The organism is Ensifer sp. Root278, assembly GCF_001429285.1.
Taxonomy (GTDB): domain Bacteria; phylum Pseudomonadota; class Alphaproteobacteria; order Rhizobiales; family Rhizobiaceae; genus Ensifer.
The window spans coordinates 277918-300421 of record NZ_LMJJ01000034.1 but is presented as its reverse complement, the minus strand read 5'-3'; the positions used below and the strand labels follow the sequence as shown (position 1 = coordinate 300421).

General features: G+C 62.6%; 22 protein-coding genes and 1 pseudogene. 13 read left to right on the top strand and 10 right to left on the bottom strand.

The window, feature by feature from the left end:
* Positions 1–133: 133 nt before the first annotated feature.
* Positions 134–1273 carry an alanine racemase gene (gene alr / locus ASE60_RS21315; RefSeq protein ID WP_057252726.1) on the bottom strand — a complete coding sequence of 380 codons (1140 nt, stop codon included), beginning with the start codon at positions 1271–1273 and terminating at the stop codon, positions 134–136.
* Positions 1274–1427: 154 nt separating this feature from the next.
* Here alr and ASE60_RS21310 point away from each other — a divergent pair.
* From ASE60_RS21310 to ASE60_RS21300, 3 genes and pseudogenes are all read left to right on the top strand, one after another.
* A pseudogene (locus tag ASE60_RS21310) lies at positions 1428–2284 on the top strand (AraC family transcriptional regulator).
* A gap of 121 nt (positions 2285–2405) precedes the next feature.
* Positions 2406–3059 (top strand): AzlC family ABC transporter permease, encoded by a 654-nt coding sequence (locus ASE60_RS21305; RefSeq protein WP_057252904.1) that lies wholly within the window; start codon positions 2406–2408, stop codon positions 3057–3059.
* Complete coding sequence (locus ASE60_RS21300; protein WP_057252725.1) at positions 3056–3367, top strand: AzlD domain-containing protein; 312 nt, start codon at positions 3056–3058, stop codon at positions 3365–3367. Before ASE60_RS21305 ends, ASE60_RS21300 begins: the two co-directional genes overlap by 4 nt.
* A 110-nt stretch (positions 3368–3477) precedes the next feature.
* Here ASE60_RS21300 and ASE60_RS21295 read toward each other — a convergent pair whose 3' ends face one another.
* Positions 3478–4980, bottom strand: coding sequence for a replicative DNA helicase (locus ASE60_RS21295; protein WP_057252724.1), 1503 nt, complete (start codon positions 4978–4980; stop codon positions 3478–3480).
* Positions 4981–5314: 334 nt separating this feature from the next.
* Between ASE60_RS21295 and ASE60_RS21290 the strand changes: the two genes are divergently transcribed.
* The 3 genes from ASE60_RS21290 to ASE60_RS21280 all read left to right on the top strand — a co-directional run bounded on the left by ASE60_RS21290 (position 5315) and on the right by ASE60_RS21280 (position 8583).
* Positions 5315–5758 (top strand): MarR family transcriptional regulator, encoded by a 444-nt coding sequence (locus tag ASE60_RS21290; protein WP_057252722.1) that lies wholly within the window; start codon positions 5315–5317, stop codon positions 5756–5758.
* Positions 5759–5886: 128 nt separating this feature from the next.
* Complete coding sequence (locus ASE60_RS21285) at positions 5887–7467, top strand: MFS transporter (protein ID WP_156414703.1); 1581 nt, start codon at positions 5887–5889, stop codon at positions 7465–7467.
* Positions 7468–7485: 18 nt separating this feature from the next.
* Complete coding sequence (locus ASE60_RS21280; RefSeq protein ID WP_057252719.1) at positions 7486–8583, top strand: HlyD family secretion protein; 1098 nt, start codon at positions 7486–7488, stop codon at positions 8581–8583.
* Positions 8584–8685: 102 nt separating this feature from the next.
* Here the strand turns inward: ASE60_RS21280 and rplI are convergent, their stop codons facing one another.
* From rplI to ASE60_RS21250, 6 genes are all read right to left on the bottom strand, one after another.
* Positions 8686–9261 carry a 50S ribosomal protein L9 gene (gene rplI / locus ASE60_RS21275; protein WP_057252717.1) on the bottom strand — a complete coding sequence of 192 codons (576 nt, stop codon included), beginning with the start codon at positions 9259–9261 and terminating at the stop codon, positions 8686–8688.
* Between the two features lie 33 nt (positions 9262–9294).
* The gene (locus ASE60_RS21270) at positions 9295–10248 is read right to left on the bottom strand and encodes a hypothetical protein (protein WP_057252716.1); all 954 of its coding nucleotides are present in this window, start codon (positions 10246–10248) and stop codon (positions 9295–9297) included.
* A gap of 191 nt (positions 10249–10439) precedes the next feature.
* Positions 10440–10688, bottom strand: coding sequence for a 30S ribosomal protein S18 (gene rpsR, locus ASE60_RS21265; protein WP_025426448.1), 249 nt, complete (start codon positions 10686–10688; stop codon positions 10440–10442).
* A gap of 26 nt (positions 10689–10714) precedes the next feature.
* Positions 10715–11161, bottom strand: coding sequence for a 30S ribosomal protein S6 (gene rpsF, locus ASE60_RS21260; RefSeq protein WP_057252714.1), 447 nt, complete (start codon positions 11159–11161; stop codon positions 10715–10717).
* Positions 11162–11435: 274 nt separating this feature from the next.
* Positions 11436–11948: a ClbS/DfsB family four-helix bundle protein gene (locus ASE60_RS21255; protein ID WP_057252711.1), complete on the bottom strand. Its 513-nt coding sequence runs from the start codon at positions 11946–11948 to the stop codon at positions 11436–11438.
* A 19-nt stretch (positions 11949–11967) separates the two neighbouring features.
* Positions 11968–13011, bottom strand: a complete 1044-nt coding sequence (locus ASE60_RS21250) for an aldo/keto reductase (RefSeq protein ID WP_057252902.1) — start codon at positions 13009–13011, stop codon at positions 11968–11970.
* A gap of 357 nt (positions 13012–13368) precedes the next feature.
* On the opposite strand from ASE60_RS21250, the gene fabD reads away from it, so the two are divergent.
* The 7 genes from fabD to gmk all read left to right on the top strand — a co-directional run bounded on the left by fabD (position 13369) and on the right by gmk (position 20548).
* Positions 13369–14313: an ACP S-malonyltransferase gene (fabD, locus tag ASE60_RS21245; protein WP_057252709.1), complete on the top strand. Its 945-nt coding sequence runs from the start codon at positions 13369–13371 to the stop codon at positions 14311–14313.
* A gap of 39 nt (positions 14314–14352) precedes the next feature.
* Positions 14353–15090: a 3-oxoacyl-[acyl-carrier-protein] reductase gene (fabG, locus tag ASE60_RS21240; RefSeq protein ID WP_057252708.1), complete on the top strand. Its 738-nt coding sequence runs from the start codon at positions 14353–14355 to the stop codon at positions 15088–15090.
* A gap of 333 nt (positions 15091–15423) precedes the next feature.
* Entirely contained in the window at positions 15424–15660 is a 237-nt protein-coding gene (locus ASE60_RS21235) for an acyl carrier protein (protein ID WP_003531676.1), read from the top strand.
* A 216-nt stretch (positions 15661–15876) separates the two neighbouring features.
* On the top strand, positions 15877–17142 hold the full coding sequence (gene fabF / locus ASE60_RS21230) for a beta-ketoacyl-ACP synthase II (RefSeq protein ID WP_057252706.1): 1266 nt from the start codon (positions 15877–15879) through the stop codon (positions 17140–17142).
* A gap of 550 nt (positions 17143–17692) precedes the next feature.
* Positions 17693–18898: an endolytic transglycosylase MltG gene (gene mltG / locus ASE60_RS21225; protein WP_057252704.1), complete on the top strand. Its 1206-nt coding sequence runs from the start codon at positions 17693–17695 to the stop codon at positions 18896–18898.
* A 99-nt stretch (positions 18899–18997) separates the two neighbouring features.
* On the top strand, positions 18998–19885 hold the full coding sequence (locus ASE60_RS21220; RefSeq protein ID WP_057252703.1) for a YicC/YloC family endoribonuclease: 888 nt from the start codon (positions 18998–19000) through the stop codon (positions 19883–19885).
* 3 nt (positions 19886–19888) lie between these two features.
* Positions 19889–20548, top strand: coding sequence for a guanylate kinase (gene gmk / locus ASE60_RS21215; RefSeq protein WP_057252701.1), 660 nt, complete (start codon positions 19889–19891; stop codon positions 20546–20548).
* Positions 20549–20641: 93 nt separating this feature from the next.
* Here gmk and rsmA read toward each other — a convergent pair whose 3' ends face one another.
* Positions 20642–21469 carry a 16S rRNA (adenine(1518)-N(6)/adenine(1519)-N(6))-dimethyltransferase RsmA gene (rsmA, locus tag ASE60_RS21210; RefSeq protein WP_057252700.1) on the bottom strand — a complete coding sequence of 276 codons (828 nt, stop codon included), beginning with the start codon at positions 21467–21469 and terminating at the stop codon, positions 20642–20644.
* Complete coding sequence (gene pdxA / locus ASE60_RS21205) at positions 21469–22497, bottom strand: 4-hydroxythreonine-4-phosphate dehydrogenase PdxA (RefSeq protein ID WP_057252698.1); 1029 nt, start codon at positions 22495–22497, stop codon at positions 21469–21471. Before pdxA ends, rsmA begins: the two co-directional genes overlap by 1 nt.
* Between the last annotated feature and the right edge of the window lie 7 nt (positions 22498–22504).

The window sequence follows — 22504 nt, the reverse complement described above, 5'->3', positions numbered from 1 at the left end:
GAGCCGCCGGCACACATGCGAGGCGATGCCGCCGACGACCGAAGAATCACCTTCGTCGTCACATAATGCCGCGGAACGCGGAACAAAAGGTGAATTTTAGCGAAGGCCGCAAGGAAAATGCAGGAAAGCCACGTCAGACGGCGCCGACATAGTTCCTGATGTAACGATGCCCGAGGCTGGTCAGCAGCTCATAGCCGATGGTTCCGCCGGCGCGCGCCACGTCGTCAATGGCGATGTTTCGGCCGAAAAGCTCGATGTAATCGCCCGGCCGCGCTGCACCGGCCGGCAGGTCGGTGACGTCGAACAGGCTGAGGTCCATGGTGACGCGCCCCACATGCGGCACGCGCTTGCCGTGCAGGAAGCCGAATGCCCCTGACGGGGCTGCCTGCCGTAGAGTCACGCCGCCGCCGGAGACCGAACGATGGTAGCCGTCGGCGTAGCCGACCGCGACGGTGGCGATGCGGCTGTCTCTGTCGAAGCGGGCGGAGGCGCCGTAGCTCGCCGTGCCTCCGGCCGCGACCTCGCGGATCTGGATGATCCTGGCTTCGGCGGTTACCACTGGGGTCATCAGGTTGATGGCATCGTTGACCGCCTCGCCGCCATAGACGGCGATGCCCGGCCGGGTGAGCTCGAAATGATAGTCGGCGCCCAGGAAGACACCGCCGGAATTGGCAAGGCTTGCATCGACACCCTCATAGGCAGCTGTCGCTTCGCGGAAGCGCCCGAGCTGGTAGGCGTTCAACGGGTGCTGCGGTTCGTCGGCACAGGCGAGGTGGCTCATGATCAGGACTGGCGAGAAGCTTGCGGGTCGCGCCGGGTCATTGGCAAGCGCCACGGCGGCCTCGACCGAGAGACCCAACCGGTTCATGCCGGTATCGATATGCAGCACGCAGGGGTGGTCGCCGCGCTCGGAAAGAGCCGCCATGAACACCGCAAGCTGCTCGTCGGAATTGATGATCGGCACCAGGTCATTGTCGAAGAAGAGCTCTTCGTTGCCCGGCCACATGCCCGCGAGAATGTAGATGCGGCCCTCCGGAACGAGGGGGCGCAGTTCCGCACCTTCCTCGGCATTGGCGACGAAGAAGTCGCGCGCACCGGCGGCATAGAGGGCAGGGGCTGCGTCATCGATGCCGAGGCCATAGGCGTCCGCTTTCAGGACCGCTGCCGCCCGCGCCTTGCCGGAGCGGGCATTCATCGTCCGCCAATTGTCGGCAAGCGCACCGAGATCGATCGTGAGGCGGTTGGAGGCGGAAAGAAATTCTGGGGGGAGCATGCCGGACACTCTTCGTGGACGATACGAAGAGCAATACAGCCAACGGCCCATGGTCGCAAATGCTCGCCTGTCGCATCGCCGTCACGCGGGCCCTGAAGGAAGGATGAGCACTTTTGTGCAAGACGGGATCGCCTCGGGTCACTATGGTTGCCCAATGCAGACGATTTCGCAGGAAGAAGCCATAGAGGTCATGCCGATTGAAGGCGGTGAGCGCACGCGCTTCTGGCGCGATCCTCGCTTTATGGGCATGGAATGTCTGACGGCGACCTTCATTACCCATGAATTCGCGCCGCATGCACATGAGACGTTCAGCATCGGCGCGATCGAGGCCGGCTCGCAGATCAGCAAGATCAAGGGCGAACGTTCGGAGGCGGGCCCTGGGTTCTTCTACCTGATCAACCCCGACGAAATCCACGACGGCCACCCCGGCGGCAGCGGCTATCGTTATCGCATGGTCTATCCGAGCGCCGATCTGCTGGTGAACATCATCGAGGACGTAACGGGTCGCGCTTTCAAGGGAACGCCGTCCTTCTCGAGGCGGGTGCTGCAGGATCCGGACCTCGCCTTGTCCTTTCATCAAGCGCACCGAACGCTTGAGGTGGCAGGCGGCACGCTCGAGGCCGAAGAAAGAATGTTCGGCGTGCTTGCGGCGATGTTCGAGAGGACGGCAGTACGATCATCACCCCGATCGAGACGCGCGAGCAGTCCCCCGTGCATCGGGCGCGGGACTATCTGATCGAGAATTATGCTGAAGACGTCGGGCTCGAGGAACTCGCCAAGGTCGCAGGGCTCAGCCGCGCGCACCTGATCCGCGCCTTCCGCAAGGAATTCCATATCACTCCACATGCCTTTCTGACCGACAAGCGCGTGCGCACCGCCAAGACCTTGCTCAGGCATGGCTGGTCGGCGGTGGATGCGGCCTATCAGTGTGGCTTCGCCGATCAGGCGCATTTCAGCCGCCACTTCAAGGCGCGCACCGGCGTAACACCCGGCGCCTTCCGCGCCGGCTGATCACTTTCGTTCAATACGGGACCCGCTTCCGCCTATAGACGTTCTCCGTTTCGTGTGAATGGAGACAGGGACGTTGCAGGTAAGAAATGCGTTGCAGGAATTTCGGGCCGCGGCGATCGCGATGACGCCGCTGATCGTCGCCGTCATGCCGATCGGCCTGGTGTTCGGTGCCGTGGCGGCGGCCAAGGGGCTGACGCCGGCGGAGGTGACGCTGATGAGCGCACTGGTCTTTGCCGGTGGATCGCAATTCGTCGCCATGGATATCTGGACACATCCGGCGTCCTGGGCCGCACTCGGCTTCTCGGCACTGCTCGTCAACATCCGCCATGTGCTGATGAGCGCTTCGATCGGCAGCAAGCTTGACGGTTTCTCCGGGCCGGCGCGCTATGCCTCGATGCTGCTTCTCGCCGATGAAATCTGGGCCATGGCCGAGATGCGCGCGAGCAATGGCAAACTCACGCCCGCCTGGTATGCCGGCCTTGCCGTGCCCTTCTACTGCGCCTGGGTCCTGACGAGCCTGACGGGCGCGATGGTTGGCGCCCTGCTGGGCGATCCCAAGGTCATCGGCCTCGACTTCGCATTCCCTGCCGTTTTCATCATCCTGGTCATGGGTTTCTGGAAGGGGCGCGAAACGGGTGCCGTTCTGGCCGCGAGCGCTTGTGCGGCGGTGGTCACGCATCAATTGCTGCCGGGCGTCTGGTACATTGCGGCGGGTGCTGCAGCCGGCGTCGTCGTGGCTATGCTTTCAGGCGGACACAAGGAGGCCCACGCATGAGCGTCGATCTCAACACTTTGCTTGCGATCCTGGCCATGGCAGTCGCGACGGTCGCGACCCGCATCGGCGGTCTCGTGCTGATCCGCTATGTGACGATCGGAGAAAACCAGAAGCGCGCCCTCGAGGCCATTCCGCCAGCGGTTCTGATGGCGGTCATCGCTCCGACGGCACTGGTCACCGGCCCGGCCGAAACGATTGCCGCTGCGGCGACGGCCGTTGCTGCAACCAGGCTGCCGCTCTTGGCATCCGTTGCCGTCGGCGTGGTTTCGGTGGCGTTGTTGCGTCAGGTTCTAGGCGGTGCCTGGTAAAAGGCGGTGCCGGTTGAGCCCATCACGCTTGGGCGGCTCGTTGTGAAGTAGAGCGGGCTGGGAAACCGCAAACATTTTTCCCAGCCCGCTCCGGCCGCCCCCACGGAACTCTAGTGTTCTTCGTACTGGGTGAAGGAGGGATCGGCGAGATCGGTGAAGCGCGTGAATTCCGACTGGAAGGCGAGCTTCACGGTGCCGGTCGGTCCGTGACGCTGCTTGGCGATAATCACGTCCGCCGTGCCCTTCACCTGCTCCATCTTCATCTTCCACTCTTCGTACTTCGGATCGAACTCGTCGCGCGGCTCCAGGTTCTTCACGTAGTATTCCTCGCGGAACACGAAGAGCACGACGTCGGCGTCCTGCTCGATCGAGCCCGATTCACGAAGGTCGGAGAGCTGCGGGCGCTTGTCTTCGCGGCTCTCCACCTGACGGGAGAGCTGCGACAATGCGATGATCGGAACGTTCAGTTCCTTGCCGAGCGCCTTGAGGCCGGTGGTGATCTGGGTGATTTCCTGCACGCGGTTGTCGCTCGACTTGCCCGAGCCGGTCATGAGCTGGATATAGTCCACCACCAGGCAGTCGAGGCCGCGCTGGCGCTTCAGGCGCCGGGCGCGTGCGGAAAGCTGGGCGATCGAGATACCACCGGTCTGGTCGATATAGAGCGGCACCTTCTGCATCATCTGCGAGCAGGCGACGAGCTTCTCGAAGTCGGCCTCGGAAATGTCACCGCGGCGGATCTTCGACGAGGAGACCTCGGTCTGTTCGGAGATGATACGGGTGGCGAGCTGTTCGGACGACATTTCGAGCGAGTAGAAGCCGACGACGCCGCCGTTCCTGGCCTTGAACGAACCGTCCGCCTGGACTTCCGGCTCGTAGGCGGCAGCGATGTTGTAGGCGATGTTGGTGGCAAGCGAGGTCTTGCCCATGCCCGGACGTCCGGCAAGCACGATCAAGTCCGAGCGCTGCAGGCCGCCCATGCGGCCATCCAGCGAATGGATGCCGGTCGAAATGCCCGAGAGGCTGCCGTCGCGCTCGAAGGCCGCACCCGCCATGTCGATCGCAAGCGCCACGGCATCGTTGAACGACTGGAAGCCGCCGTCGTAGCGGCCGGTCTCGGCGAGTTCGAACAGGCGACGCTCGGCATCTTCGATCTGGCCCTGCGGCGGCATGTCGAGTGGCGCGTCATAGGCGATATTGACCATGTCCTCGCCGATCGTGATCAGCGAACGGCGAAGAGCGAGGTCGTAGATCGCGCGGCCGTAGTCTTCCGCGTTGATGATCGACACGGCTTCGGCAGCGAGACGCGCAAGGTACTGCGCGACGGTCAGGTCACCGACCTTCTCGTCGGCCTTGAGGAAGGTCTTGATGGTGACGGGGTTCGCGGTCTTGCCCATGCGGATGATATCACCGGCAACCTCGAAGATCTTGCGGTGCAGCGGCTCGTGCAGATGCACGGGCTTCAGGAAGTCCGAGACACGATAGAAGGCGTCGTTGTTGACGAGGATCGCGCCGAGCAAAGCCTGTTCGGCTTCAAGGTTGTTCGGCGCCTCGCGATAGTGCTGGTCCGCCTGATCCTTGCCGATAGGGGATAGCTTTCGCGCCGCGTCATTCATGTCGTTTTATCTCTGCCTTTGTCTGGTGTGGCACCGGTTTGCGATCTACCGCGAGCCGGGTCAAGTGCAGGGGGGACACACTCGCAAAGCGTCTCATCGCAGCCTCGCGCTTTTCCCGTTGTTCGACTGATCCACAGGTCAGGTTCACAAAAGCGTAGAATCTCGCCTTGCCACAAAATTGGCCGTTGACGCGACGAATCACCCGAGCCTTCCGGGCATGGGGGAGTCTAGCGCCGTCCTCCCCCACCTCAAAATCCTGATCTTGAAAATCCCCCGCATTTGGATTAGATAGAGTCAAAATAATTAGCATGCTAGTAATATGGAAAAGATACCAATGTATCAGCCCACCGTGAACCGCGAATTGTTCGATGCCCTGTCGCTGGTCAATCGCAAGCTGCGGGCCGTGTTCGATGCTCGAGTGAAGGAGAGGGGTCTCACGCTGTCGCGGGCCCGAGCGCTCTTCGCCTTGACCCGGAAGGATGGTTTGAACCAGCGCGAGCTGGCCGATGAGCTCGATATTGAAACGCCGACACTGGTGCGTCTGCTCGATGGCATGGAGAAGCAAGGTTTCATCGAACGGCGGGTCGAGGCCTCCGACCGGCGCGCCAAGCAGATCCATATGACTGAGTTCGGTCGCTCGGTCGCTGACGAAATCCTGCGGCTTGCCGACGAGATCCGGGCGGAAGTGCTGCAAGGTATCGATGCCGCCGAACTTGCCGTGACGCAGCGGGTGGTGCGGGCGATCGCCGATAACGTCCAGTCGCTGGCGCGGGAGTGACGGCGATGAGCGCAGTCGCCACTGCTGCTGCAAACGACAATCGCAACGCCGCTCCGCTGGAGACGGGCGCGGCCGGCGACGACCAGGAGGAAATTTCGCCTGCTGCGCCGGTCCCGGCGCCCGCCCCAATGCCGGTCGACAAAAGCCTGGCACTATCGGCGGTCTATGTCGTCGGTTCGGTTCTCCTGTTCCTGACGCAGGGCCTGGGCATGAACCTGGCGCTTGCCAATCTGACGCAGATCCAGGGTTCGCTCTCGGCGACCTCGGTCGAGGCCGGCTGGCTGTCGGCGGCCTACATGGCGCCCAATGTCAGCCTGTCGATCGCGCTGGTGAAGATTCGCGCTCAATACGGGCTGCGCCGCTTTGCCGAAATCAGCATCGTCGGCTTCGTCATCGTATCGCTGATGAACGTCTTCGTTTCCGACCTGCATTCGGCCATCGTCGTCCGCTTCATCAGCGGCATTGCTGCTGCGCCGATGTCGACGCTCGGCTTTCTCTACATGCTCGAAGCCTTTCCGCCGGCGCGCAAGCTGACGGTCGGTCTGGCACTGGCGCTCACCTGCACGACGATCTCCGCGCCGATTACCCGTCTCATCTCGCCGACCCTGATCGAATACGGCCAGTGGCATGCGCTCTACACGCTCGAAATGGCGTTGGCACTGATCGCGCTGCCGATCATCTATCTGCTGCCTCTGACGCCGGTGCCGCATGCCAAGGTCATCCAGCGCATGGATATCCTGAGCTATCTGCTCGTTGCCGTTGCCTTCGGCTGCCTGGCCATCGTGTTGACCATGGGGCGTCTCTACTGGTGGTTCGAGGCACCCTGGCTCGGCGTCCTTCTGGTCGTTTCAATCGCAACACTGACGACCGTGGTGCTGATTGAACTCCATCGCAAGGTGCCGTTGATCGACATACGCTGGATCGCCTCGAAGGAGATCGTGCACCTTGCTGCCGTTCTGCTCGTCTTCCGCCTGGTTGCCTCCGAGCAGTCCACGATCGCGACGAATTTCTATCAACAGCTCGGCCTCCAATTCGAACAGGTCGCGACGCTGTATTGGATCATCCTTGCCGCGGCGATAGCCGGCGGCCTGCTCTGTGCCGTGCTGATGAACCCGCAGCATGCAGAGAGTGTGCACGTCCTGGCGCTCGGCCTGATGGCGACCGGCGCCTACATGGACAGCCAGGCGACGAGCCTGACACGGCCCGAGCAGATGTATCTGAGCCAGGCGATGATTGCCTCGGGCACTGCGCTCTTCCTGCCGCCGGCCATGGCGCGCGGCTTCAAGGCGGCGCTTGCGAAGGGGCCGAGCTATATCCTGAGCTTCATCGTGATCTTCCTCTTCACCCAGAGCATCGGCAGCCTGATCGGCTCCGCAGCCTTCGGCACCTTCGTAACGATCCGTGAAAAATTCCACTCCAACATTCTCTCCGAACAGATCGTCTTGTCGAACCCGTTGGTTGCCCAGCGCGTCAACCAGCTCTCCGCCGCCTATAGCAAAGTGATGGGCGACAAGACCTTGCTGGGTGGCGAGGGCACCGTGCTCCTGTCGCAGCAGGTCACCCGCGAAGCCTACATCCTTGCCTACAACGACGCATTCCTGCTTGCCGCCGTGATCTCGCTTGTCGCGCTCGCCGGCCTGCTCCTGCACATGTCCTACAATTGGCTCACGCAGCGGCTGACCGGCCCCGCGCCGGCGCCGGCCGCCTGATTAATCGAGTTGAAGACCATGCTGAAGTTCCTACGTTCCCCGACCACCATCATTGTGCTTCTCGCCGGCATCGCCGGCGTGACCCTCGTGCTCTATGCCTGGCGGCTGCCACCGTTCCACAGCTCCGTGGAGATGACGGAGAATGCCTATGTGCGCGGCTACGTGACAATCATGAGCCCGCAGCTTTCGGGCTATGTCGCCGATGTTCCCGTGCACGACTACGAGGCGGTCAAGGCCGGGCAGTTGCTGGTGAAGATCGACGATCGCATCTACGCCCAGAAGCTGGCGCAGGCCGAAGCGACGCTTGCCGGGCAGAAGGCGGCGCTCGCCAACTCCCATCAGCAGGAACTGTCGGCCAAGGCCGGTATCGCCGCCAGCGAAGCGCAGCTCGATAGCGCCAAGGCGGCCTTCAATCGGGCGCGCGCCACCTGGGATCGCATTCGCCCGCTTGCCGAAAAGGGCGTGTCGACGCGCAGCGATGCCGATCAGGCGCGTGCCGGCTTCGAACAGGCGGACGCGGCTGTGAGCCAGGCTGAGGCCGGGCTGGAAGTGTCGAAGCAGGCATTGGCGACCACGCTTGGCGCGCGCGCCGGATTGGAAGCTGCCGTGACCGGTGCCGAGGCGGCCGTCGAACTGGCGCGTATCGATCTCGAAAATACCCGCATCGTTGCGCCGCGTGACGGCAGGCTGGGCGAGATCGGCGCTCGGATCGGTCAATATGTGACGGCGGGATCACAACTGCTCGCGCTGGTGCCGAACGAAGTGTGGGTCGTCGCCAATTTCAAGGAGACGCAACTCGACGGCATGAAGGCTGGCCAGCCCGTCGCCATTGCGGTCGACGCCCTGCAGAAGAGCGAACTTACGGGACACATCGAGCGCTTCTCGCCGGCAGCCGGTTCGGAATTCAGCGTGATCCGCGCGGACAACGCCACAGGCAACTTCACCAAGGTGGCTCAGCGCGTCGGCGTGCGGATCGTGGTCGATCCCGGTCAGCCGCTGGCTGAGATGCTCTCGCCCGGTCTCTCGGTCGTCGTGCGCGTCGACAAGGACGCGCCGGCGCGGACTGCGGCGGATCAGGTGACCAGCGACGCCGTGCCCGTCGCTGCGCATGGGTAATCTGCCGCCTTGCGTCTTGCGATTTTAGTTCTACCCCCTGGGGCCAATAAAAAAGCCCGGATCGATGATCCGGGCTTTCGTATATGGGATGGCCGCTAAGGCTTATTCTTCTTCGCCTTCGAATTCGGCTTCCGGGTTGAAGAAGTCTTCCGGCTTCAGAGCGTCTTCGTCAACGCCGTAGATGGCGTCGGCCGAGGTCAGGCTTTCGCCCTTGGACTGGCGCTCGGCTTCTTCAGCCGAACGGGCAACGTTGACTTCAACCGAGATCTCGACTTCCGAGTGCAGGTGCAGCGTGACCTTGTGCAGGCCGATCGACTTGATCGGGTGGTTGAGGTCGACCTGGTTGCGGCCGACGTTGAAGCCTTCGGCAGCGAGCACTTCGATGATGTCGCGAGCAGCAACCGAACCGTAGAGCTGGCCGGTTTCGCCAGCGGAGCGGACGATGACGAAGGTCTTGCCGTCGAGCTTTTCGGCAACCGACTGGGCTTCCGACTTGCGCTCGAGGTTGCGGGCTTCGAGCGTCGAACGCTCAGCTTCGAAACGGGCCTTGTTGGCGGCGTTGGCGCGCAGCGCCTTGCCGAGCGGCAGCAGGTAGTTGCGAGCAAAGCCGTCGCGGACCTTTACGGTTTCGCCCATCTGGCCGAGCTTGGCGATACGTTCGAGAAGAATGACTTGCATGTTGGTTTTCCTTTCAGTGTTCCAATTCGTTGGTCAGTTTTTTCCAACCGGCGTGACCGCGATGGTGCGTCGCGTATCGATCAGGCCGGACAGGAGGAAGAAGAATGCCGGGATCGTGAACACGAGCACCGACAGGTATGCGATCCACAGCACGGGAAGCCGCCAGGACTTGCCACGCGTGCGGAAATGGAAGGAGGCGAAGCCGGCGAGCAGAAAGCCTGCGCCGAAGGTTCCGCAGATCAGCGCGCCGATCGTTGCCGGCGCGCCGCCGAGGAAGGTGAGGACCAGGCCGCCGAGGAAGATGAAGATCGCGTTGCGGTGCATGCGCAGCGTCGAGGGGATATCCTCGCGCGGGCGCAGCGACCGGCCCGACATCTGCACGATGCGGGTCGCGACATAATAGGCGGTAAAGAGCATCAGCACCCAGATCGCACCCTGGACGAGCGGCAAAGCGAGTGTGAAGAGCGACTTGATCTGGGCAACGGCAGTGACGTCCGGATTGTAGCCCGGGTCCTGCGCCTTCACCGCCTGGATGACGATATCGACCATGCGGTCGGAGATGTCGGCGCCATAGCCGACGATGAAGCCGACGATGATCATGCCGACCGTCACGAGACCCGCGAGGTGGCTGAGAATATCGGAGAGCGGATACCAGGCGAGCGCTTCGTCGGGGCCACCGAGTTCGGAGGCCGGACGGGCAAGATTGGCGAGGTGGCTGAGCCAACCGGCTGGGATCAGCGTGACGACGAGGATCAGCAGCGCGAAATAGGGCGAGATGAGCGCGGCAGCGGTGGCACCTGCGCTGACGATCGCGGTGATCGCCGCTGCATTGCCCCAGCCAAGGCCGGCAATCAGGATCGGGAGTGCGGAGGCGGCATAGAGGACGATCGCAAGAGACGACTGCGTGTTCGCGCCCATCGACAAGAGGGCGGCGGTAAAGCCGGCGAGAACGCCGGTCAGCAGCGATGTCCTGTTCACGTTCGTCACGTTCGCTGTCCTGCTTCGTGCAGTTAGGGGATGGCAGAGCCCGGCCCCAGCATGGGATTTTGGTGCTGTCGCACCTGTTCCGATCCGCGCCCACCGCGGAAGGGAGAGAAAGAGGCGCTCACCTAAGGGGAGCGCCTCTCCCTGGAGTCAATTTCCGTCGAGTCAGATGACCAACGGAGAGTCAGCCGCTCTTAGGAAACGACGTAGGGCAGCAGGCCGAGGAAGCGTGCACGCTTGATCGCCTGGGCGAGCTCGCGCTGCTTCTTCTGGGAAACGGCCGTGATGCGGGAAGGAACGATCTTGCCGCGCTCGGAAATGTAGCGCTGCAGCAGACGGATGTCCTTGTAGTCGATCCGCGGAGCGTTTGCGCCCGAGAAGGGGCAGGTCTTGCGGCGACGGTGGAACGGGCGACGAACCGGAGCGGAAGAAACTTCAGCCATTGTCTTTATCTCCTAAAGCTTCTTGATTACGCGCGGTCTTCGCGCGGACGACGCGGGCGGTCTTCGCGGTCGCCACGGTCCGGACGCGGACCACGGTCGCCGAAGCTGCGCTCCGGACGGTCGCCATCGCGGCGCGGACGATCGTCGCGGTCGCGCTTCTGCATCATGGCAGACGGGCCTTCTTCGTGCTTCTCAACGGCGATCGTCATGTAGCGCAGAACGTCTTCGTTGATGCGCATCTGACGCTCGATTTCGTGAACAGCCGCTGCCGGAGCGTCGATGTCCATGAGAACGTAGTGAGCCTTGCGGTTCTTCTTGATGCGGTAGGTGAGGGACTTCAGGCCCCAGTTCTCGACGCGACCGACCTTGCCGCCGTTTGCTTCGAGCACGCCCTTGTACTGCTCGACGAGACCGTCGACCTGCTGCGGCGTGATGTCCTGGCGGGCCAGGAATACGTGTTCATAAAGAGCCATTGTGGCTTGCCTTTCTTGCGTTAATCAGCCCGGACCTCGGCGGCTAAGCCTCAACGACTGTTCTTAGTGGCTGACAGGCAGCCGGCAAGAAAGTGTTGTATCGAGACGGTCGAGAGCGGAGACACGGGAGGCCGGAAAGACTTGCAATCCTAACGGCTCCCCTCGAGGAAGCCGGCCCTCCGTTCAGCCACCAGCCAGAAGACCGGGCATTTCGAACAGCGCGCTTATACGCATTTTTCCACGGAAGGCAAGGCTTGGCGCATCTTTTAGATATCTAGGCCAGCGCTTTGACCTTCTTCCACTTGCGCAAACGCCCTGAGGCATTGGCGTAGGGAGAGGATGTGTTGAACTGAATCATGCGACCAAGCGTCCATTTGCCGTACCACGGTTTCCCGTAGAGCGCCTGGTCGTCCCGCGCCTTGATCAGCGCTTCCAGCGTTTCCTTGCTGCGTCTCAGGCGGGCGATGAGCTCCGTCGGCGAAAGAGCCCGGAAATCGGCATAGAACTTCTGTGCGAGCCTGCCGAGCTCGTTCCATTTATATCCGGTCTCGGGGAAGTCGACCGGTTCGCCGCGCTGATCGCGGTCGATCCACTTGGTGACGAGTTCGCCCCAGCCGATGAGGTAGGCGACGAGATCGCCGACGCTCATCGTGGTGCCCTTGGCGTGCCCTTCGAGCGAAGGCTCGCGAAATTGGTCGTCGGAGACCTGTTCCAGTTCGCGCATCAGCTTGGCGAACTGGACGTCGATCGCCTTGAGCAACTCCGCTTTTGTCTGAGGCACGGCCATCGGCGATCGATTCTCGCCTTTAGATCGGCATGGGGTAGAGACGGTGCAGCCGCCGAATGCCATTCACGACGTCCTGCGACAGGGTGAGGTCGACGGCGCCAAGATTGGTCTTCAGCTGTTCCATCGATGTCGCGCCGATGATGACGGACGCCATGAACGGCCGCGTCAGGCAGACGGCGATTGCCATCTGAGCGGGATCGAGGCCGTGCTCGCGTGCAAGCTGCACATAACCGGCAACCGCCGGCTCCTGGTGCGGGGTGAAGCGGCCGCCGAGGTCGCCGTTGATCGAGAGGCGGGAGCCCGTCGGCTTGGCGCCGTCCAAATACTTACCGCTGAGCAGCCCGGCTGCGAGCGGCGAATAGGCAAGCAGCCCCACGTCCTCGTGATGCGATAGCTCGGAGAGGTCGAGATCATAGGCGCGGTAAAGCAGATTGTATTCGTTCTGGACCGAGGCGACCCGCGGCAGGCCGTGACGTTCGGCCATGTCGATGAACTTCATCGTTCCCCAGGCCGTTTCGTTGGAGAGACCGATGGCGCGGACCTTGCCGGCCTTCACGAGATCGCCGAGCTTGTCGAGGATCGCCCTGAGATCGCCGGCGACATGCGCCTTGTCCTGCTTGGCCGGGTCGTAGGACCAGGCATTGCGGAAATGGTAGTGACCGCGGTTCGGCCAATGGATCTGGTAGAGATCGACGTAGTCGGTCTTCAAACGTCGAAGGCTGGCGTCGATTGCCTGTTCGATGCCTTCCGGCGTGGTAGGACCGCCATTGCGAATATAGGGCCGGCCGGGGCCGGCGACCTTGGTCGCGAGCACGACGTCGTCGCGGCGGCCGCGCTTTGCCAGCCACTCGCCGATGAAGCGCTCGGTATCGCCGTAGGTCTCGGACGAGAGCGGCGTCGTCGGGTAGAGTTCTGCCGTATCGATGAAATTCACGCCCTTGTCGAAGGCGTGGTCCAGTTGTTCATGCGCTTCGGCGACGGAATTCTGCGAGCCCCATGTCATGGTGCCCAGGCAGATTTCCGAAACCTTGATGTCGGTGCGGCCAAGCGTGTTGTAACGCATTGAATGGAGATCCTTGTGAAAGACGTGCATCGGCCCCGTGGGACAAGGGGTGCGCGCGCCGGAAATGGAGTGATAGCCTTCGCCCTTGGGAGTGTTGAAGGCAGGTCGACTTCGGGCGGCAAACTTACGCCTTGATTGGTGAAGATCAAGGGCAAAAGGCGGCTGCGGCTCGGTTCGGCGGGCCTTGCGCGCTTGACTCGCCGTTCAGGAATGTGAATGGAGAGGAAACCAGAGCGGGGCAAGAAAAAGCGTGTGCGGTTATCCGCCCGCGTCCCGCTCTAACTCATAAGAACCGATCACTATGATTTTGTGTCGATTCGACCCAAAATCATAGTGATCTAGGGAAGGGACTATCCCATGAGCATTGCATTCACGTTTCCAGGCCAGGGCAGCCAGGCTGTCGGCATGGGCAAGGATCTGGCGGACGCTTTTCCGGAAGCCGCTGCCGTCTTCGTCGAGGTTGACGAGGCGCTCGGAGAGAAGCTGTCCGAGATCATGTGGAACGGCCCCGAGGAAACGCTGACGCTGACCGCGAACGCGCAGCCGGCGCTGATGGCCGTATCGATGGCCGTCATCCGGGTGCTCGAAGCCAGGGGACTCGACATCAAGTCGAAGGTCTCCTTTGTCGCCGGCCATTCGCTGGGCGAATATTCGGCGCTCTGTGCTGCCGGCACCTTCTCGATCGCCGACACGGCGCGTCTCTTGCGCATTCGCGGCAACGCGATGCAGGCGGCCGTACCGGTCGGCAAGGGTGCGATGGCCGCGATCATCGGGTTGGAGCATGCCGATGTCGAAGCCGTCTGCCGCGAGGCTTCGGCACTCGGCTCCTGCCAGATCGCCAACGACAATGGCGGCGGCCAGCTGGTCATTTCCGGAGAGAAGTCTGCCGTCGAGAAGGCTGCCGCATTGGCATCCGAAAAGGGAGCGAAGCGCGCATTGATGCTGCCGGTCTCCGCACCCTTCCATTCGAGCCTGATGGCGCCGGCCGCCGACGCCATGCGCGAGGCTCTCGCCAAGGTCGAGAAGCACAATCCCGTCGTACCCGTGGTCGCCAACGTGCTCGCCGCACCGGTCAGCGATGCCGACGAAATCGCCCGATTGCTCGTCGAGCAGGTCACCGGCCAGGTCCGCTGGCGCGAGACGGTCGAATGGTTTGCCGCCAACAATGTCACGACGCTTTATGAACTCGGTTCCGGCAAGGTCCTGACCGGGCTTGCCCGCCGGATCGACAAGACTGTCAACGGTATCGCCGTCAATACGCCTGCCGATATCGACACGGCTCTTGCAGCACTGCTCGCGTAAGCCGTCGAACAAGCGCACCAGTTACAAGGAATCAATCAGATGTTCGATCTTTCCGGCCGCAAGGCTCTCGTCACCGGTGCATCCGGTGGTATCGGCGAAGAAATCGCCCGCATGCTGCACGCGCAGGGCGCGATCGTCGGCCTGCACGGCACGCGCGTCGAAAAGCTGGAAGCGCTCGCCAATGAACTCGGTGATCGCGTGCAGCTCTTCCCGGCGAACCTTTCCGACCGCGCCGAAGTCAAGGCGCTCGGCGAAAAGGCTGAGGCCGAGCTTGGCGGCGTCGATATTCTCGTCAACAACGCCGGCATCACCAAGGATGGCCTCTTCGTGCGCATGAGCGACGAGGACTGGGATGCCGTTCTCGAGGTGAACCTGACCGCCGTCTTCCGCCTGACGCGCGAGCTGACCCACCCGATGATGCGCCGCCGTTTCGGCCGCATCGTCAACATCACCTCGATCGTCGGTGTCACCGGCAATCCCGGTCAGGCCAACTACTGTGCCTCCAAGGCCGGCATGATTGGCTTCTCCAAGTCGCTGGCTCAGGAGATCGCGACGCGCAACGTCACCGTCAATTGCGTTGCTCCGGGCTTCATCGAAAGTGCGATGACCGGCAAGCTCAACGACAAGCAGAAGGACGCGATCATGGGCGCGATCCCGATGAAGCGCATGGGCACCGGCGCGGAGATTGCGTCGGCCGTCGTCTATCTCGCGTCGAACGAGGCTGGCTACGTCACCGGCCAGACGATTCACGTCAATGGCGGCATGGCCATGATCTGATCCGGTTTCCGGGATGTGCCGCCCGCCGAGATTGTGCGACGGGTGATATTCAACGTCTCGGGACACCGCCTGCCAAATGCCTGAAATTCAATGTTGAGCAAGCGAATGTCAGGCATTTTCGGACTTTGCGGCAGACTTAAACCGTGTTAATCGGGCCATGACTGTTAGCAGTCGACCGGTCCCGCCAGGTGTCCGGCAGCCTTGGCTGCCCTGGGTTTGCCGCAGTTCCGGTTGGATGGATTGCCGGGTAGGCCGTCTTGGTCTATCAGGCTTACATAAGAGTACCGGTGCCGGAATAGGCGCCTACAGAAACGAAGGTCGAGGAACTCCGACATGAGCGATATCGCAGAACGCGTAAAGAAAATTGTTATTGATCATCTTGGCGTCGACGCCGAAAAGGTCAGCGAAGGCGCAAGCTTCATCGATGACCTCGGCGCGGACTCGCTCGACACCGTCGAACTGGTCATGGCTTTCGAAGAAGAATTCGGCGTTGAAATCCCGGACGACGCTGCTGACTCGATCCTGACTGTCGGCGACGCCGTCAAGTTCATCGAAAAGGCTCAGGCCTAATATCTGAGCGGCTACGGCCGCAGACGGGCCGCCGAAAGCGGCCCGTTTCAGCCCAGGGAAGTGGGCTGTCCCGCAAGCGCGGGTGCCGATCAGCAAGCGTTCTCCGCTTTTCCCTCTGATCGTGAATGAGAACCTTAAAATGGATGCCCGGATCGGGTTCGTTACACGTGGTCCGATCCGGCTCTGAAATTGAAAAGTCAGGGTGGGTCGCGGACTATGAGACGTGTCGTTATCACCGGTACCGGCATGGTATCTCCCTTGGGTTGCGGAACTGAGGCGACGTGGGCGCGCCTTCTTGCCGGGCAGAATGCTGCACGCAAGGTAACCGAATTCGAGGTCGAGGACCTTCCTGCCAAGATCGCCTGCCGCATTCCCTTCGGTGACGGCACCGACGCAACATTCAACGCCGACGACTGGATGGAGCCGAAGGAGCAGCGCAAGGTCGATCCGTTCATCGTCTACGCGATGGCGGCCGCCGACATGGCGCTTGCCGACGCCGGCTGGAAGCCGGAGACCGACGAAGACCAGATCGCGACCGGCGTGCTGATCGGTTCGGGTATCGGCGGTCTCGAAGGCATCGTCGAAGGTGGCTATACGCTGCGCGACAAGGGCCCCCGCCGCATTTCGCCATTCTTCATTCCCGGCCGCCTCATCAACCTTGCCTCCGGCCAGGTGTCGATCCGCCACAAGCTGCGTGGCCCGAACCATTCGGTTGTCACCGCTTGTTCGACCGGCGCGCATGCCATCGGCGACGCCAGCCGGCTGATTGCGCTCGGCGATGCCGACGTCATGGTCGCCGGCGGCGCGGAATCGCCGATCTGCCGCATTTCGCTCGCGGGCTTTGCAGCCTGCAAGGCGTTGTCGACGCAGCACAATGACGACCCGCAAAAGGCATCGCGCCCCTACGATATCGACCGTGACGGCTTCGTCATGGGCGAGGGCGCCGGCGTCGTCATCCTCGAAGAGCTCGAGCACGCCAAGGCGCGTGGCGCCAAGATCTATGCGGAAGTGGTCGGTTACGGCCTTTCCGGCGATGCCTTCCACATCACCGCCCCGTCGGAAGATGGTGACGGCGCCTATCGCTGCATGCAGATGGCGCTGAAGCGCGCCGGACTGACGGCGGCCGACATCGACTACATCAACGCCCACGGCACTTCCACCATGGCGGACACGATCGAGCTTGGCGCCGTCGAGCGCCTTGTCGGCGAGCATGCGTCGAAGATCTCCATGTCCTCGACCAAGTCGGCGATCGGTCACCTGCTTGGCGCTGCCGGTGCTGTCGAAGCGATCTTTTCGGTGCTCGCGATTCGCGACAATATTGCGCCGCCGACGCTCAACCTCGACAATCCGTCTGTGGAAACCAAGATCGACCTCGTGCCGCACGTCGCGCGCAAGCGCGAGATCAACGTGGCGCTGTCGAACTCCTTCGGCTTCGGCGGCACGAACGCCTCTCTGGTCCTGCGCCGTTACACGGGCGCCTGATCGGGGCCCTGGCAATCATCGGATCGATCCAACAAGTCGGTCCGATGATCCTGCTTTTGCCGCATTGCTCGCTACAAGCATGTTTTGGGAGGATGCGCCGCCATCGCGGCGGCGTTGCCGACCGCTATGTTCGCGCAAGGCATATCTGTCAGTTTGCCATTTAGCTATTGCCGGGAACATGTCGTTCGCCCCAGGGATAACCGAAGGCGGCGCGTTCCGAACGACTGCATGTCTCCTGTCCGGTTTAAGGATGAAGCAGGCAGCCATTTAGAGTGTTACAGCGACCTTAACGCGTCCTATAAGACGTGCGGTTCTGTAAAGTGTCAGGTCCCCGTCGCGTTCTCTTGAATGGACGGTGAACCGACACATTTCTGTGGTTCTTGGGTGCCAATGCACCGCGCCGCAGGTCTATTGTGTTGAAGACTGCGGAATGCCGCCCGCCAGGTCGGCGCCGTTTATGAAATTGACTTAAGCCTGCCATGGTCCAGTCCGAAATTCGCACCGGGGCAGGATAGAGAATGAGGCTGCGAATTTCGGGTTCGGGATAATCGTGAGCGACTCAAACGATAACGGCGCGGCGCAATTCGGCCGCAATGAAAACGCGAGCAACGGGCCGATCATTCCGAAATCGGCAAACGAGGCACTGCGCCCGGAAAAAGTGCCACAGCCCCCGAAGCGGTCGCGCAAGGCGCGCAGCCAGGTGGTGATTTTCCTGAATTTCGTGATGACCATCATCGTCTTTGCGGCACTCGCTGCGGCCGGCACGGTCTACTATGCCATGCATCAGTACGAGAAGCCGGGTCCGCTGCAGGCAAACCAGAACTTCATCGTCAGGGGCGGCGCCGGCATGAGCGAGATCGCCAGCGGTCTCGAGCGCAGCAACATCATCACCGATGCGCGCGTCTTCCGTTTCGTCTCGGAGGCCTATCTCGACAACGAGACGCTGAAGGCCGGCGAATACGAGATCAAGGCCGGCTCGTCGATGCAGGACGTGATGCAGCTTCTGAAGTCGGGCAAGTCGATCCTCTATTCGGTTTCTCTGCCCGAAGGCCTGACCGTCAAGCAAATGTTCCACAAGCTTTCCGACGATCCGGTCCTGGTTGGCAATCTGCCGACCGAGCTTCCGCCGGAAGGTTCGCTGATGCCCGACACCTACAAGTTCACACGCGGTACCAAGCGCGGCGAGATCGTTCAGCAGATGGTTGCCGCCCATAAGGTTCTGGTCGATCAGATCTGGGAGAAGCGTGATCCGAACCTGCCGGTCTCGACGGTCGAGGAGCTGGTGACGTTGGCTTCGATCGTGGAGAAGGAAACCGGCCGCGCCGACGAACGGCCACGGGTCGCCTCCGTCTTCATCAACCGGCTCGACAAGGGCATGCGGCTGCAGTCCGACCCGACGATCATCTATGGCATTTTCGGCGGTGACGGAAAGCCGGCGGACCGGCCGATCCTGAAGTCCGACATCGACAAGCAGACGCCCTACAACACCTATATCATCAAGGGGCTGCCGCCGACGCCGATCGCCAATCCGGGCCGTGCGGCGCTGGAGGCGGTCGCCAATCCTTCGCGCACGCCGGAGCTCTACTTCGTGGCCGACGGTACGGGCGGCCATGTCTTTGCCGAGACCCTGGACGAACACAACGCGAATGTAAGGCGTTGGCGCAAGGTGGAAGCCGAGAAGGCTGCGGAAGCCGCAAAGGCGGCCGCCGACGCTGGAACGGCCGAACCGGCAGCGACAGCAGCGCAGCCGCAATAAACGCCTGCATTGTGGACGGATAGATCACGGCGCGGATATCCCTTGCGGGATGCCGCGCCGTCGACTTATTGCTTCTGCTGAAACACAACGGAGGTGACGATGCCGCTCCAATCGATGACCGGCTTTGCCCGGAGGGAAGGCAGCAGTGGCCGCCGCCGTTGGGCCTGGGAACTGCGCTCCGTCAACGGCAAGGGTCTTGATCTCAGGTTACGCCTGCCGCAGGGGCTCGAGCGCTTCGAGCCCGAAGTGCGCAGGCTCGCGGCCGATTATTTTTCGCGCGGCAATCTCCAGATCGGACTTTCCGTCAGCGGCGCGGAAGCGACCGTCGAGGCGGTGGTCAATCAGGGTGCGCTGACGGCGGTCTTGAACTTGCGCGAACAGCTCGGCGATCTCGTCGACCCGGCGCCGCTGAAGTTCGACACGTTGCTTTCCATCCGCGGCATTGTCGATTTTCGCGAACCGGAAGAAAGTGAAGAGGAACGCGCTGCGCTTGATACGGACATCCTCGAAGGACTGAGGCTGGCGCTTTCCGATCTCCGCGTCATGCGCGAAGACGAGGGGGCCACGCTCTGTCAGATCCTGCTGGCGCAGGTTGAAGGCATCGAGACACTCACGGCGACGGTAGAGGCGGATCCATCGCGCAGCGCCGCGGCGATCGCCGATCGGCTCGCGCAGCAGGTGGCCCTGGTCATGGACAATGGCTCCTCGCTCGACCGGGAACGCCTCTACGCCGAAGTGGCGCTGCTTGCCACCAAGGCGGATCTTCGGGAAGAAATCGACCGGCTCGGCTCGCACATCGTTGCGGCGCGCGATCTGCTGTCGAAGGGCGGCCCGGTTGGCCGCAAGCTCGACTTCCTGGCACAGGAATTTAACCGAGAATCGAATACGATCTGTTCCAAGTCGAATGCGGCCGCCGTATCGGCCGCCGGCATCGAACTCAAGGTCGTCATCGACCAGTTCCGCGAACAGGTCCAGAATCTGGAGTAAAGCATGACCCCGGCGACCCCTTCGCCCATCAAGATTGCCCGTCGTGGGCTGATGCTCGTCATTTCCTCGCCGTCCGGTGCTGGAAAATCGACGATCGCGCGCAACCTCCTGGAAGCTGATCCGGAGATGAGCATTTCCGTCAGCGTGACGACGCGCCAGCGCCGCCCGAGCGAAATCGACGGACGGCATTATCATTTCAAGACGATCCGTGAATTCGAGGCGCTCAGGGCAACCGACTCGCTGCTCGAATGGGCCGAGGTGCACGGCAACTTCTACGGAACGCCGCGCGACGCCGTCGAAGCGGCGATGGCCGCCGGCCGCGACATGCTCTTCGACATCGATTGGCAGGGCGCTCAGCAGCTTCAGGAAAAGATGGCCGGCGACGTCGTGTCGATCTTCATTCTGCCGCCGTCGATGGCCGAGCTGCAGTCACGCCTGCATCGCCGGGCGGAGGACAGCGAAGAGGTGATTGCCACGCGGCTTGCCAATTCGCGCGCCGAGATCGAGCACTGGCGGGAATACGACTACATCGTCCTCAACGACGACCTCGACCGCGCGTTTTCTGCGGTGCGGGCGATTGTCGAGGCGGAGCGTCTGCGCCGCGACCGGCGCCCGGGTCTGTTTGACTTCGTCAACGGGCTCCTGACGGAGAACCCGTTCTGACAACTGCAAAAGAATGGCTCCTTCGGGAGCCATTTTCGAATCGCGCCATATCTCGCCCGACTGGCGGCTGACCGGTCGCGATTGGTCTCTCGCTTAGAGGCAGTTTGCCAACCGGCAGAACTCTTCCACCGAAAGCGTCTCGGCCCGTCGCTGCGGGTCGATATCGACCTTTGCCAACAGGGCCTCGCCGCCAAGCGGCTTCAGGCTTTGCCGCAACATTTTGCGGCGTTGGCCGAAGGCAGCGTGCGTTACCTTCTCCAGAGATGAAACGGAGCAGGGGATCGGATTTTCCACGGGCTCCAGATGGACCACCGATGACGTCACCTTGGGTGGCGGCGTGAAAGCTTGCGGCGGCACGTCGAAGGCCATCCGTGCCTCTGTACGCCAGCCGCAGAGCACACCGAGGCGCCCGTAGTGATCGTCATCCGCCTCGGCGACGATCCTGAGGCCCACTTCACGCTGGAACATCAGCGTCAGCGATTGCCAGAAAGGCGGCCAGCGTTCGGGCAGCAGCCAGTTGACCAGCAATTGCGTGCCGACATTGTAAGGCAGGTTGGCGATGATCTTGACCGGCCCGCCGTCGGCAAGCGTCTCGAACCGCGTCTTCAGGGCGTCGCCTTCGATCACCTGCAACCGGCCGGGATAATGCGCGCCGATTTCGGCAAGCGCCGGCAGGCAGCGGGAGTCGCGTTCGATCGCGATGACCTTCTTGGCGCCGAGAGCCAGGATGGCGCGCGTCAGGCCACCGGGACCAGGGCCGACCTCGATGACCGTCACGCCTTCGAGCGAACCGGCAGTCCGCGCGATCTTCTGTGTCAGGTTGAGGTCGAGCAGGAAATTCTGGCCGAGCGCCTTCTTGGCGTCGAGGCCGTGGCGCTGGATCACGTCGCGCAAGGGGGGGAGACCGTCGAGCGCGGCCATCAGCGGGTATCTCCTGGCATATTGGCCGCGAGCGTTGCGGCAAGGTCGAGCGCAGCTCTCAAGCTGTCGTCGCGGGCAACGCCCTTGCCGGCCAGACTGAAGGCAGTACCGTGGTCGGGCGATGTGCGGATGAAGGGAAGGCCGAGCGTGACGTTGACGCTGTCGTCGAAGCCGAGCGCCTTTGCCGGGATCAGCGCCTGATCGTGGTACATGCAGATCGCAACGTCGTAGGTCGCGCGCGCCCGATCGTGGAACATGGTATCCGCGGGCAGCGGCCCCACGGCATCGATGCCTTCAGCGCGCAGCCGGTCGATGACGGGGCGGATGATCGCGTCATCCTCAAGGCCGAGCGCGCCGTTTTCGCCGGCGTGTGGATTCAGTCCGGCGATCGCGAGGCGCGGGCGCTCAAGCCCGAAGCGGTTGCGCAGATCCGCCGCCGTTATCACGCAGGTGCGATAGATGAGATCCGGCGTCAGCTGGTGCGGCACATCCTTCAGCGGGATGTGGATCGTGACGGGGACGGCGCGCAGCTTCGGCCCGGCAAGCATCATGACAGGCAGAACAGGTTGCCCCGTTGCTTTCTCGGCGAGATCCGCCAGGTACTCGGTATGGCCCGGAAAGCGGAAGCCGGCATCGTAAAGGACTGCCTTGGCGATCGGGTTGGTCACGACCGCGGAGGCTTCGCCGGCGGTCACGAGCCGTACTGCCGTGTCGATCGCGCCGATGACGGCGCTGGCATTGGCAGTGTCGGGATCGCCTGCAGTGACCGGGTGAGGGCAGGCAAGCGGCAGCACCGGCAGCGCCGCATCGAACGCGGACATGGCGCCGGCACAATCCGTCTCCCGAAGGGGAACCAAATAGCCAAGCGTCGCCGCACGCGCGGCAAGCACCGAAGGATCCCCGATGAACAGGAAGGGTGCCGTCGCGTGTTCGCGGCGGCCAAGCCAGGCCGAAAGGCTGATGTCCGGCCCGATACCGGCCGGGTCGCCCATGGTCAGGGCGAGTGGTCCGCCGGTTGGTTCGCGCATGTTGCCG

Bases quoted from the DNA above. Each gene is read 5' to 3' on its own strand.
- alr (WP_057252726.1), bottom strand. From the start codon at position 1,273: ATGCTCCCCCCAGAATTTCTTTCCGCCTCCAACCGCCTCACGATCGAT.
- ASE60_RS21305 (WP_057252904.1), top strand. From the start codon at position 2,406: ATGACGCCGCTGATCGTCGCCGTCATGCCGATCGGCCTGGTGTTCGGT.
- ASE60_RS21300 (WP_057252725.1), top strand. From the start codon at position 3,056: ATGAGCGTCGATCTCAACACTTTGCTTGCGATCCTGGCCATGGCAGTC.
- ASE60_RS21295 (WP_057252724.1), bottom strand. From the start codon at position 4,980: ATGAATGACGCGGCGCGAAAGCTATCCCCTATCGGCAAGGATCAGGCG.
- ASE60_RS21290 (WP_057252722.1), top strand. From the start codon at position 5,315: ATGTATCAGCCCACCGTGAACCGCGAATTGTTCGATGCCCTGTCGCTG.
- ASE60_RS21285 (WP_156414703.1), top strand. From the start codon at position 5,887: ATGCCGGTCGACAAAAGCCTGGCACTATCGGCGGTCTATGTCGTCGGT.
- ASE60_RS21280 (WP_057252719.1), top strand. From the start codon at position 7,486: ATGCTGAAGTTCCTACGTTCCCCGACCACCATCATTGTGCTTCTCGCC.
- rplI (WP_057252717.1), bottom strand. From the start codon at position 9,261: ATGCAAGTCATTCTTCTCGAACGTATCGCCAAGCTCGGCCAGATGGGC.
- rpsR (WP_025426448.1), bottom strand. From the start codon at position 10,688: ATGGCTGAAGTTTCTTCCGCTCCGGTTCGTCGCCCGTTCCACCGTCGC.
- rpsF (WP_057252714.1), bottom strand. From the start codon at position 11,161: ATGGCTCTTTATGAACACGTATTCCTGGCCCGCCAGGACATCACGCCG.
- ASE60_RS21255 (WP_057252711.1), bottom strand. From the start codon at position 11,948: ATGGCCGTGCCTCAGACAAAAGCGGAGTTGCTCAAGGCGATCGACGTC.
- ASE60_RS21250 (WP_057252902.1), bottom strand. From the start codon at position 13,011: ATGCGTTACAACACGCTTGGCCGCACCGACATCAAGGTTTCGGAAATC.
- fabD (WP_057252709.1), top strand. From the start codon at position 13,369: ATGAGCATTGCATTCACGTTTCCAGGCCAGGGCAGCCAGGCTGTCGGC.
- fabG (WP_057252708.1), top strand. From the start codon at position 14,353: ATGTTCGATCTTTCCGGCCGCAAGGCTCTCGTCACCGGTGCATCCGGT.
- ASE60_RS21235 (WP_003531676.1), top strand. From the start codon at position 15,424: ATGAGCGATATCGCAGAACGCGTAAAGAAAATTGTTATTGATCATCTT.
- fabF (WP_057252706.1), top strand. From the start codon at position 15,877: ATGAGACGTGTCGTTATCACCGGTACCGGCATGGTATCTCCCTTGGGT.
- ASE60_RS21220 (WP_057252703.1), top strand. From the start codon at position 18,998: ATGCCGCTCCAATCGATGACCGGCTTTGCCCGGAGGGAAGGCAGCAGT.
- gmk (WP_057252701.1), top strand. From the start codon at position 19,889: ATGACCCCGGCGACCCCTTCGCCCATCAAGATTGCCCGTCGTGGGCTG.
- rsmA (WP_057252700.1), bottom strand. From the start codon at position 21,469: ATGGCCGCGCTCGACGGTCTCCCCCCCTTGCGCGACGTGATCCAGCGC.
- pdxA (WP_057252698.1), bottom strand. From the start codon at position 22,497: ATGCGCGAACCAACCGGCGGACCACTCGCCCTGACCATGGGCGACCCG.